Raw genomic sequence first — 11,834 nt, 5'->3', positions numbered from 1 at the left:
AATGGCAAAATATCTAGTAATCGTCGAGTCACCCGCTAAGGCAAAAACCATTAAACGTTATCTCGGATCCAACTATACCGTGAAAGCGTCGATGGGGCACGTCATTGACTTGCCGAAAAGCCAAATGGGAGTCGACGTCGAACATGACTATGAACCGAAATATATCACGATCCGTGGTAAAGGTCCGGTCTTAAAAGAACTCAAGACAGCTGCGAAAAAAGCACAAAAAATCTATCTCGCAGCCGACCCCGACCGTGAAGGGGAAGCGATCGCATGGCATTTAGCCAAAGCATTAGGCGTTGATGAATCAACAGAGTGCCGCGTCGTTTTCAATGAAATCACGAAAGATGCCATCAAGGATTCGTTCAAGCGACCACGCAAGCTCAATTATGATCTTGTGGATGCACAGCAAGCACGTCGTATCTTGGACCGCCTTGTTGGTTATAGCATGAGTCCGTTATTATGGAAGAAGATCAAAAAAGGTTTATCTGCAGGACGTGTACAATCGGTTGCCGTTAAGATGATTATCGACCGGGAACAAGAAATCAATGCGTTCATGCCAGAAGAATACTGGACGATCAAACTCGAACTCGATGCAAACGGTGAAAAGCTCGAAGCAAACTTCTACGGAGTGGATGGTAAGAAACGTGAACTTCATTCGCAAGAAGAAGTCGATCAAATCTTGAATCAACTCTCAGAAGACTTCACAGTTGATTCCGTCACGAAAAAAGAGCGGAAACGGAATCCAGCGTTACCGTTTACGACTAGTTCTTTGCAACAGGAAGCAGCACGTAAACTGAATTTCCGAGCGAAGAAGACAATGATGATCGCACAACAGCTATACGAAGGAATCGAGATCGGAAAAGAAGGTACGGTCGGTTTGATCACGTATATGCGTACCGATTCAACACGGACGTCTGAATCGGCGAACCTCGAAGCACACGGGTTCATCGAGCAGGCGTATGGAAAAGAATACATCGCAAGTGAAAAACGCAAAGAAAAAAAATCAGCGAACTCACAGGATGCGCACGAAGCGGTTCGCCCGACTTCGACAATGCGTGAACCACAATTCGTTAAATCGTATCTATCGCGTGACCAATTCCGTTTATATAAACTGATCTGGGAACGATTCGTCGCAAGTCAGATGGCGCCAGCAATTCTCGATACCGTCAAAATCGACCTTGTCTCGAACGATGTTATGTTCCGTGCGAACGGATCAACTGTTAAATTCCCAGGCTTCATGAAGGTTTACATCGAAGATACCGATGATGAGGCCGTCACCGACGTCAAGGAAGGATTACTTCCTCCACTTGATAAAGGGGAAGAGTTGAAACAATCAGCAATCGAACCGAAGCAACACTTTACTCAACCACCACCACGTTATACGGAAGCGCGTCTTGTCCGGGCGATGGAAGAACTCGGAATTGGTCGTCCGTCGACGTATGCGCCGACACTTGATACGATTCAAAAACGGGGTTACGTGACGCTTGAAGAGAAGAAATTCTTACCAACGGAACTTGGTGAACTCGTCATCGATATGATCAGCGACTATTTCCAAGAGTTCATCACTGTCCAGTTCACGGCAGACATGGAAGCTTTACTCGATGCGATCGAAAAAGGCGACATGCAGTGGACGGAAGTCGTCGATCCAATCTATAAATCCTTTGCGAAACGTCTGACACGAGCGGAAGCAGAGATCGAGAAGATTGAAATCAAAGATGAACCAGCTGGAGAAGATTGTGAAGTCTGCGGTCATCCGATGGTCATAAAGATGGGACGTTATGGTAAGTTCATGGCGTGCTCGAATTTCCCAGAGTGTCGTAACACGAAACCGATCCAAGTCGAGATTGGTGTGAAGTGTCCGACATGTGGAACGGGCGATATCGTCGAACGACGAAGTAAAAAAGGACGTTTGTTCTACGGTTGTTCGAACTATCCGGAATGTGAGTTCGTTTCGTGGGATAAACCGGTCGAAGAACCATGTCCGGTATGTAGCAGTATGATGGTACAAAAGAAAATCAAGAACGGTGTGAAAGTAGAATGTACATCTTGTGGACATCATGAAACACGCATCGATCAGGAGCAAGAGGAGGAATGACCGTTGAAACGTGTAACGGTAATCGGCGCGGGACTTGCAGGTTCTGAAGCAGCATGGCAACTTGCAAAACGCGGCGTACAAGTAGATTTATATGAAATGCGGCCAGTCAAACAGACACCCGCGCACCATACAGACCAATTCGCAGAACTCGTCTGTTCGAACTCACTTCGGGCAAATCAGCTGACGAACGCAGTCGGTGTATTAAAGGAAGAAATGCGTCAGCTCGATTCCTTGATCATGAAGGCGGCAGACTTAGCGAGCGTCCCAGCAGGTGGAGCACTTGCTGTCGATCGGCATGACTTTGCAGGATACGTGACGGAAACGTTGAAAAACCATCCAAACGTTACAGTCCACCATGAAGAAATCGAAGCGATTCCAGATGGTCCGACGATCGTTGCGACGGGTCCGTTGACGAGTGCGGCATTATCGGAATCACTTAAACAATTCACAGGCGAAGATTACCTGTACTTCTTCGATGCAGCGGCACCGATTCTCGACGGGGATACAATCGATCGTGAGAAGGTGTACCTAAAATCGCGTTACGATAAAGGGGAAGCTGCCTACTTGAATTGCCCAATGACGGAAGAAGAATTCCAACTCTTCTATGACGAGCTAATCAATGCGGAAGTCGTTCCGTTGAAGGAATTCGAAAAAGAGATTTACTTCGAAGGATGCATGCCTTTTGAAGTACTCGCTTCTCGTGGTCCGAAAACGCTCTTATTCGGACCAATGAAGCCAGTCGGACTCGAAGATCCGAAAACAGGAAAACGACCATATGCTGTCGTTCAACTGCGTCAAGACAATTCAGCAGGGACACTGTTTAATCTCGTCGGCTTCCAGACACATTTAAAATGGGGCGAACAAAAGCGGATCATTCGTTTGATTCCAGGTCTTGAAAATGCAGAAATCGTCCGTTATGGTGTTATGCATCGGAACACGTTCGTCAACTCACCGAACTTGTTGAAACCGACTTATCAAACACGTACGCGTGACGACTTGTTCTTTGCTGGTCAAATGACAGGGGTCGAAGGATACGTCGAGTCAGCAGCATCCGGCTTGACTGCCGGAATCAATGCGGCGCGTCTTGTTAACGAGGCAGAACCGGTTACATTCCCGCAAGAGACGATGATGGGTGCAATGTCGCATTACATCACGACGACGGAGGGGAAAAATTTCCAGCCAATGAATGCCAACTTCGGTTTGGTTCCGGCACTTGTCGGTCACCCGGTTCGGATGAAAAAACCAGAGAAGTATGCGCTCTATGCAGAGCGAGCGCTTGAAGCGATCAAAGATTTCACGGATATGTGATTGTTGATGGGGAGAAAGGCGTGATTCAGCGCTCTTTCTCCCCATTTCTTAATTTGTCATAAAAGCGTGATAATTTCGTTAATTTTTCGGTTTTTGGTCTATTGTCAGACTACTTGGTCTGTGCTATGCTAAGGGCGATTCGAGAATGAAATGGTCAGAAGGGGGCGCATTCATGGGGATAGACACTGCTTTTGAGCGACTGCTAGAAGATTTCATGCGGTATGTTCATATTGAACGTCAATTATCTCCGAATACAGGTCGCTCTTATGATCAAACACTTCGACAATACGCCGCTTTTTGCCGCGATCATCAATTACGATCGATTGAATTGGCAAGTGCACGGCGTTATTTGTATGCTCTTTACGATCAGGAGCTGGCGCGAGCAACGATTGCGCAAAAAGTTTCCTGCCTCAAACAATTTGGTCGTTTTTTGACACGTGACACCGATGAACCTAATCCATTTGATGGATTAAAAGCACCAAAACGACAACAAGGACTTCCGACATTCCTTGTCCCAACGGAATATGAACGTTTCCTCGATGCATTTCGATCGAGTGATACGCTTGGTAACCGGAATGTCGCGTTAGTGGAACTTTTATATGCGACGGGTATGCGAGTCAGCGAGGTCGTTCAACTGGATCTTCGTGATCTCGCAACTGATCATTCCTACGTCCATGTGTATGGAAAAGGTGGGAAAGAGCGCATTGCGCCAATTGGAACCTTTGCGAAAGATGCATTAGAACTGTACTTACCATCACGAGATCCAGTTGCAGGTCATGAGCAAGCATTGTTCTTGTCTCATTCAGGACGTCGATTGACGACGGATGCGATTCGGAAAATCATGAAAAAAGGAGAACAACTCGTTGGGAAACATGTGACACCCCATGCGCTTCGTCATAGTTTCGCGACGGATTTGCTAGAAAGAGGAGCCGATTTGCGAGCGGTCCAGGAGCTACTTGGACATGCATCTCTTTCGACGACCGGTCAGTATACACACGTAACAACGGAACGATTACGACATGTTTATCAACAAGCACATCCTCGTGCCTAAGGGAGGAAACATTGATGTTTCATGCAACGACGATTTTTGCGATTCAACATAACGGACAATCCGCGATGAGTGGAGACGGACAGGTGACTTTCGGAAACCAAGTCATCATGAAGAAAAGTGCGAAAAAAGTACGGCGCCTCTATGGTGGCAAAGTCATTGCCGGATTTGCTGGAAGTGTCGCGGACGCGTTTACACTCTTTGAAAAATTCGAAGCGAAGCTTGAAATGTATAACGGGAACTTACAACGGGCAGCTGTTGAACTGGCGAAGGAATGGCGAGGCGATAAGATGTTGCGTCAACTAGAAGCACTCTTACTCGTCATGGATGGAACACATCTGTTACTTGTATCCGGAAACGGAGAAGTCATCGAACCGGATGACGGCATTCTTGCGATCGGTTCAGGTGGTAATTATGCGCTTGCTGCAGGTCGCGCGTTAGCTCGACACGCAAGTCATCTCACGGCAGAAGAAATCGCTCGTGCGGCGCTTGAGACGGCTGGAGAACTCTGTGTCTTTACGAACGATCAAATCATCTTAGAAACGATCGGAGGCAATGACCATGCATGAATTGACGCCAAGACAAATCGTCGAGAAGTTGAATGAACATGTCATCGGACAAGCTGATGCTAAACGTGCGGTGGCGATCGCTTTACGTAATCGATACCGTCGACAATTACTCGATGCATCGATGCGGGATGAAGTCACGCCAAAAAATATCCTGATGATCGGACCTACCGGTGTCGGAAAAACAGAGATTGCGCGACGTCTCGCGAAACTCGTCCGAGCGCCGTTCGTCAAAATCGAAGCGACGAAGTTCACGGAAGTAGGATATGTCGGTCGCGACGTAGAATCGATGGTACGAGATCTTGTGGAAGCGTCTCTACGTCTTGTCAAAGATGAGAAAAAAGAAGCGCTTAAAGATCGGGCGGAGGCAGTGGCGAACGAACGAATCGTTGATGCGTTGTCTGGCAAAAAAGCGTCATCTGGTCTCGGTGGTGGAACGAATCCGTTTGAGATGTTGTTCGGTGGGAACCAAAAGCAACAAGAGCCAGATACATCGGAAGCAACAGCTGATCGTTCGCTACTCCGTCAGCAATTGCTGACAGGTCAACTCGAAGATCGAATGATCGAGGTCGATGTTGAAGAACGTCAAGTTGATTTATTCTCCGGACAACAAGGCATGGAGGGGCTCGCAAATCTTCAGGATATGCTTGGACAAGTCATGCCGAAGAAAACGAAGAAGCGCCAGCTCACGGTTAAAGAAGCACGTCCGATTTTGACCGCAGAAGAAGCGGAACGATTGCTTGACTTAAATGAAGTTCATGACGAAGCGGTCCGCCGTGCAGAACAAATGGGCATCATTTTCGTTGATGAGATTGATAAGATTGCGACAAAGGGACATGATTCAGCAGGTGTTTCACGAGAAGGTGTTCAACGAGATATTTTGCCGATCGTTGAGGGATCGACGATCGTCACGAAATATGGACCAGTCAAGACGGATCATATCTTGTTTATCGCTGCCGGTGCATTCCATATGGCGAAACCGTCTGATCTAATTCCTGAACTCCAAGGTCGTTTCCCGATCCGTGTCGAACTCGACAGTTTGACGGAAGATGACTTTGTTAAAATTTTAACTGAACCGAATCAAGCATTACTCAAACAATATAAAGCATTACTAGGGGCAGAGCACGTTCATGTCACCTTTACAGAAGAGGCCATTCGTGAAATTGCACGGATTGCTGCACAGGTAAACGATGAGACGGATAATATCGGAGCGCGGCGCTTGTATACGATCATGGAGCGCGTACTTGAAGAATTATCCTTCGAAGCAGCAGACATGCCTGAAACGGATGTAACGATCACGCCACAATACGTGACGGATCGTGTTGGAAAAGTAGCAGATGATCGAGACTTAAGTCAGTTCATCTTATAAAGTGGAGGAAGAAAAAATGAATTTATTGGCGAAAACGCGGAAGCTGAATACGATGTTACAACAAGAAGCAAGCACACATGTTGATTTCAAGGTCATGGCTGATCGGCTCAGCGAAGTCATGGAATCGAACACATTCATCGTAAGTCGACGCGGTAAGTTACTAGGTATCGCAATTAAGCAACAAATCGAAAATGACCGGGTCCGTGGTTTCTTGGAAGAACGCCAATTCCCGGAAGATTACACGAAAAAATTATTTAACGTCACTGAAACGACAGCAAACATTGCCATCGATAGCGAACACACGGCATTCCCAGTCGACAACCGTGATACGTTCGAAACGTCGAAAACGACGATCGTACCAATCATCGGTGGTGGAGAACGCCTTGGTACGCTTGTCCTAGGCCGTATGGTAGAAGATTTCAACGAAGAAGATCTCGTGCTTGCAGAGTATGGGGCGACAGTCGTTGGGATGGAAATCCTTCGTGAGAAGGCTCATGAAGCGGAAGACAAGGCACGTAAGAAAGCAGTCGTTCAGATGGCGATCAATTCGTTATCTTATTCAGAACTCGAAGCAATCGAACATATCTTCGAAGAACTCGAGGGTAATGAAGGACTACTTGTCGCTTCAAAAATTGCCGATCGTGTTGGTATTACGCGTTCTGTTATCGTCAATGCACTTCGTAAACTCGAAAGTGCAGGAGTCATCGAGTCACGTTCGCTTGGTATGAAGGGAACGTATATTAAAATCTTAAATGATAACTTCCTATATGAATTAGAGCGAATTAAATCAAACTAAAAATAGAAAATGGATATTAATAAATAAGAGACCTAGTAAAGTACTAGGTCTCTTTTGTTTGACTAGGTATTATTTATCATTTTTATAAGAAAAGGGAATAAAAAACAGAATATTAGCATCTCATTACCCTATTTTTTAAAAAACTTCTTTTCAAACATTGACCTATTTGTTTCAATTATTTCAGATGTGTTACTAATGACTTAATATTTGTCGCAAATTCGAATACTAGTTCCATGAGTGGAGGAAAGAACATGAATTGGTTAGGGTCTGACTACAGTTTGATGACGCAAGCCGTCAATCGAACGGTCATGGCACAAGAAGTTATTGCTAAAAATATCGCGAATGTCGATACACCGGGTTATAAGGCGAAGCGAGTGGCGTTTGGAGATGTTCTCGATTCAGAGATGAAGATGAGCCTGAAACGTCATGCAACAATCGGAACGACCGGTAGTATCGTCGATCGACCAAATACGATGCGTAATGATGGAAACGGTGTCGATATCGATCTTGAGATGTCTGAATTATCACGCAATCAAATTGAGTATGAGGCGCTCGTGGAGCAATTAAATCGTAAGTTCTCGGGTATCCAGTCTGTCATCCGGGGAGGAAAATAATCGATGAGTATGTTCAATGGCTTTCATACATCTGCGTCTGGGCTTACTGCCCAGCGTTTACGACTGGATACTGTCTCAGCAAACATCGCCAATGCTCAAACGACACGTGGTGAGCTTGTCAACGGTCAATGGCAACCCTATGCAAGGAAACTTGCTGTTTTAAAAGAAACTGCTAATGGGGTCACGGTCAGCGAATTGAAGAAAGATCCTGAACCATTCAAATTAGAATATAATCCGACGCATCCAGATGCGGATGAACTTGGATACGTCAAGATGCCGAATGTCGATCTATTGAAAGAAATGGTCGACATGATGGGAGCGACACGTTCTTACGAAGCGAACGTAACGGCCTTAAATGCAACAAAAGCGATGCTCGTCAAAGCGATGGAGATCGGTAAATAAATAGAGGAGATGACGGGATGGCAATTCAACCTATTCAAAACATGCAAATGGTCTTACCCACTCAGACAATCGCGAAGACGACACCAAGTGATTTCAGTGAGGTGCTCAGCGAGGCGATGAACGGACTGAATGCAACACAGCAAGCCTCATCTCAAGCGCGTGTCGACCTAGCGACAGGGAAGACGACGGATCTACATAACATCATGATTAAAACAGAAGAGGCATCGCTTTCTATGCAACTCGCCCTTGAAGTCCGAAACAAAGGCATCGAAGCATACCAAGAAATGATGCGTATGCAACTGTGACTGTTAAGGAAAGCGTGGGAGATGTTGAATGAACGAACGAATAAAAGCTCGATTCGGAGCTATGAATACGACATGGAAAGAGTGGTCACTTGCGAAAAAAGCGATGATTCTTGGAAGCATCGTCGTCGTTTTAGCAGCGTTGATTGTCGCCACTATCTGGTTATCTAAACCAACGATGACGCCACTTTATTCGAAATTGTCACCTCAAGAGGCAGGGCAAGTAACAGAAAAGCTAAATGAGGATGGAATCGCGTCGGAAGTCGTCAGCTCAGCAAACGGTGTGACGATTCTCGTTCCGGAAGCAAACGTGGAAAACTTGAAAGTCGAATTAGCAACGGCAGGTATTCCGAAGTCTGGTCAGATTGATTATTCCTTCTTTAGTGAGAATGCTGGATTTGGTACGACAGATAAAGAAATGAATATTCTTGAACGCGATACGATGCAGACAGAACTTGAAAACTTGATTACACAAGTTAACGGAATCGAGTCTGCAAAAGTCATGATTACTCTTCCAGAAAAGAGCGTCTTTCTCTCCGATGAAAAAGAATCTTCAACGGTTTCTGTCGTCTTGACTTCTAGTGCGGGTAGTAATCTGAACAATCAAACAGTCCAAGGTCTTTACCATCTGATTGCAAAGAGTATCCCGAACTTAAAAGAAGAAAATATTACGATCATGGATCAGTACTTTACGTACTACGAGCCAGGTAACGCTACGCAAACAGCGGGCGGGACAGATCCGATGGCGCTGAAAAAAACGACGGAAAACGATTTACGTAAACAGATTCAACAAATGTTGTCTGTCGTTCTCGGTCCACAAAAAGCACTCGTTTCGGTTACGGCAGATGTCGATGTCACGAAACGTCAGGAAGAACAAAAGCTTGTTGAACCAGTAGATCCCGATAAAATCGAAGGGATTGTCACATCGGCAGAAAAAGTAGCAGAGGCGTATACAGGGTCTGCGAATGCCGGAACAGCAGGTACGGGACAAAATGAGACGACGAACTTCCCAGCAGGTACTGGAACGACCGGTGATACGAGTGAGAAGACGCACGACATCATCAACTATGAAGTCAATCGCATCACGAAACAGATTACAGGTGCTCCTTATGAAATTCGGGATTTAGGAATTCAAATCATCGTCGAGCCGCCAAAAGGTCAAAATCAAATCGATCCGCAATTACAGACGGATTTACAAACGATGATGTATTCCATCATCCGGACGTCGTTAACGAAGACGGATGCGAAAACGACGCTGACGGATGCAGAACTTGCTAATAAAGTCGTTGTCATGTCTCGACCGTTCGCTAAAACAACGACGGCGACGAAAACGACGACAATGACACCGATGTGGGTATGGTTCGCGCTTGGTGGTGCAGCAATCCTCGTCATTGGAGCAGTCATTCTCCTCATGCGTCGACGGAGAGCGAATGAAATCGAAGAACTTGAGGAATGGACGCCGATCGAAACCGAAATTCCTGAACTCTCAACAGAAGATACAAGCGATGGTGCGGTCAAACGCAAACAGCTTGAGAAACTCGCCGCGTCTAATCCGGATGAGTTCGCAAAATTATTACGTACTTGGTTAGCGGAGGATTGATGAGATGAAGAAGCTAGAAATGAACAGTCGTGAAAAGGCTGCGATTCTCATGATTTCGTTAGGTCCTGAAGTCGCTGCCAGTGTATATAAACATTTATCGGAAGAAGAGATGGAATGGTTAACCCTTCAAATCTCTAGCATGAAACGGATTGATCCAGAAGAGAAGTTAGTCGTCCTTGACGAGTTTCATGAACTAGCGATGGCGCAGAACTATATCACGCAAGGTGGAATCGGATTTGCTAAATCTGTCCTTGAAAAAGCACTTGGCGAAGAAAAAGCGATGGAACTCATCTATCGCCTGACGTCGACGTTACAAGTCCGTCCGTTTGAGTTTGCACGAAAGGCAGATCCGAAACAGCTTCTGAACTTCATTCAAAATGAACATCCACAAACGATCGCACTTGTTCTTGCCCATCTCGATCCTGCAAAATCAGGTCAGATTCTCTCGGAGCTCCCGGCAGAAGCACAGTCCGATGTAGCAAGACGGATTGCGACGATGGACCGGATGAATCCGGAAATCATCAGCGAGGTAGAACAAATTCTTGAACGGAATCTATCACAAGCAGGGATGCAAGATTTTGCTCAATCGGGAGGCATCGAGGCTGTCGTTCAAGTATTAAATGGCGTCGACCGCACAACGGAACGAACGATTCTCGATACGCTCGAGATTCAGGATCCAGAGCTTGCGGAAGAAATCAAAAAACGGATGTTCGTCTTCGAAGACATCGTCACACTCGATGCGCGGGCGATACAGCGAATCATTCGCGAAGTCTCAAACGAGGATTTACTATTGGCACTCAAAGTATCGTCAGACGATGTCAAGGACATGGTCTATCGCAACATGTCACAACGGATGGTCGAGTCGTTCAAAGAGGACATGGAATTCATGGGTCCTGTGCGTCTCCGAGACGTCGAAGAAGCTCAAAGTCGAATCGTCGGAATCATCCGCCGCTTAGAGGACATGGGTGAGATCGTCGTTGCTCGTGGTGGAGGAGATGATATTGTTGTCTAACGTCATCAAGAGACAAGCAGTAATTGAACGACAGGAGCGAACGCTCGTGCAGGTTCGGACTAGTCAGGAAGAGCCTACGATCGTTCCAGATACATTCTACGAAGAGCAGATGGCAGAAGGACACGCTGAGTTAGAGCGCCTTCGACAGGCAATGCTCCTAGATTTCGAACAGCGTCAACAGCAGTTCGAGCAAGAACGCCTTCAAGCGTTAGAAGAAGCACGTCAACAAGGGTATCAAGCTGGATTTGAAACAGGACATGCGGAAGGACAAGCAACGTTTGAAGAGCAGATTGCCAAAACGAATTCGTTTGCTGATCGCCTAGAAGAACAGAATCAAGAACGATTGATGCGACTAGAACATGAACTATGTGTCCTCGGACTCCAAGTGACACATCAATTTTTAGAACAGTTACATGATGAAGAGGAAGAAGCGTTATACCAATTGTTACATCAATTGATCATTCAGTTCCGAGATCGTGAAAAAATCATCATCTATGCGTCACCGACTGATTTTGAACGGGTCGTGTTACTTGAAGAACGACTACAAGGCGTTCTAGGTGCCAACGCAACGATTCAATTGCGATTTGATCCAGCGTTAAAGGCACGCGATTATCGGATTGATTCGGAGAATGGAGCAATCACTGGCGGTTTAAACAGTGGCTTTGAAGCATTGCAAACCAAAATCAATGAGGTTTTACATCATGTTTAATCTCAATGCG

12 protein-coding genes are annotated in these 11,834 nt (G+C 46.0%); all 12 read left to right on the top strand.

Features of this window, described 5'->3' with window-relative positions:
* Window position 1: 1 nt before the first annotated feature.
* The 12 genes from topA to ACN9MT_RS09990 all read left to right on the top strand — a co-directional run bounded on the left by topA (window position 2) and on the right by ACN9MT_RS09990 (window position 11,824).
* Window positions 2-2,098 carry a type I DNA topoisomerase gene (gene topA / locus ACN9MT_RS10045; protein WP_426272144.1) on the top strand — a complete coding sequence of 699 codons (2,097 nt, stop codon included), beginning with the start codon at window positions 2-4 and terminating at the stop codon, window positions 2,096-2,098.
* A gap of 3 nt (window positions 2,099-2,101) precedes the next feature.
* A complete protein-coding gene (gene trmFO / locus ACN9MT_RS10040) occupies window positions 2,102-3,406 on the top strand; it encodes an FADH(2)-oxidizing methylenetetrahydrofolate--tRNA-(uracil(54)-C(5))-methyltransferase TrmFO (protein ID WP_023468729.1) in 1,305 nt (434 codons plus the stop codon).
* 145 nt (window positions 3,407-3,551) lie between these two features.
* A complete protein-coding gene (locus ACN9MT_RS10035; RefSeq protein WP_231496840.1) occupies window positions 3,552-4,457 on the top strand; it encodes a tyrosine recombinase XerC in 906 nt (301 codons plus the stop codon).
* A gap of 14 nt (window positions 4,458-4,471) precedes the next feature.
* Window positions 4,472-5,023 (top strand): ATP-dependent protease subunit HslV, encoded by a 552-nt coding sequence (hslV, locus tag ACN9MT_RS10030; RefSeq protein ID WP_023468727.1) that lies wholly within the window; start codon window positions 4,472-4,474, stop codon window positions 5,021-5,023.
* On the top strand, window positions 5,016-6,389 hold the full coding sequence (gene hslU, locus ACN9MT_RS10025; protein ID WP_035406964.1) for an ATP-dependent protease ATPase subunit HslU: 1,374 nt from the start codon (window positions 5,016-5,018) through the stop codon (window positions 6,387-6,389). Before hslV ends, hslU begins: the two co-directional genes overlap by 8 nt.
* A 16-nt stretch (window positions 6,390-6,405) precedes the next feature.
* On the top strand, window positions 6,406-7,185 hold the full coding sequence (gene codY, locus ACN9MT_RS10020) for a GTP-sensing pleiotropic transcriptional regulator CodY (protein ID WP_023468725.1): 780 nt from the start codon (window positions 6,406-6,408) through the stop codon (window positions 7,183-7,185).
* Between the two features lie 251 nt (window positions 7,186-7,436).
* On the top strand, window positions 7,437-7,799 hold the full coding sequence (gene flgB / locus ACN9MT_RS10015; RefSeq protein WP_035406967.1) for a flagellar basal body rod protein FlgB: 363 nt from the start codon (window positions 7,437-7,439) through the stop codon (window positions 7,797-7,799).
* A 3-nt stretch (window positions 7,800-7,802) separates the two neighbouring features.
* A complete protein-coding gene (gene flgC, locus ACN9MT_RS10010; RefSeq protein WP_035406970.1) occupies window positions 7,803-8,201 on the top strand; it encodes a flagellar basal body rod protein FlgC in 399 nt (132 codons plus the stop codon).
* A 17-nt stretch (window positions 8,202-8,218) separates the two neighbouring features.
* Window positions 8,219-8,506, top strand: coding sequence for a flagellar hook-basal body complex protein FliE (gene fliE, locus ACN9MT_RS10005; protein ID WP_035406973.1), 288 nt, complete (start codon window positions 8,219-8,221; stop codon window positions 8,504-8,506).
* Window positions 8,507-8,534: 28 nt separating this feature from the next.
* Window positions 8,535-10,103 (top strand): flagellar basal-body MS-ring/collar protein FliF, encoded by a 1,569-nt coding sequence (gene fliF / locus ACN9MT_RS10000; RefSeq protein ID WP_290751392.1) that lies wholly within the window; start codon window positions 8,535-8,537, stop codon window positions 10,101-10,103.
* 4 nt (window positions 10,104-10,107) lie between these two features.
* Window positions 10,108-11,115, top strand: coding sequence for a flagellar motor switch protein FliG (gene fliG / locus ACN9MT_RS09995; RefSeq protein WP_035406978.1), 1,008 nt, complete (start codon window positions 10,108-10,110; stop codon window positions 11,113-11,115).
* Entirely contained in the window at window positions 11,099-11,824 is a 726-nt protein-coding gene (locus ACN9MT_RS09990; protein WP_426272143.1) for a FliH/SctL family protein, read from the top strand. Before fliG ends, ACN9MT_RS09990 begins: the two co-directional genes overlap by 17 nt.
* Window positions 11,825-11,834 lie beyond the last annotated feature (10 nt).

The sequence above is a fragment of the Exiguobacterium sp. R-17 genome (assembly GCF_049913315.1).
GTDB lineage: Bacteria > Bacillota > Bacilli > Exiguobacteriales > Exiguobacteriaceae > Exiguobacterium_A.
Note: the sequence above shows the minus strand (reverse complement) of the source record. Positions and strands in the feature narration are given on the sequence as shown.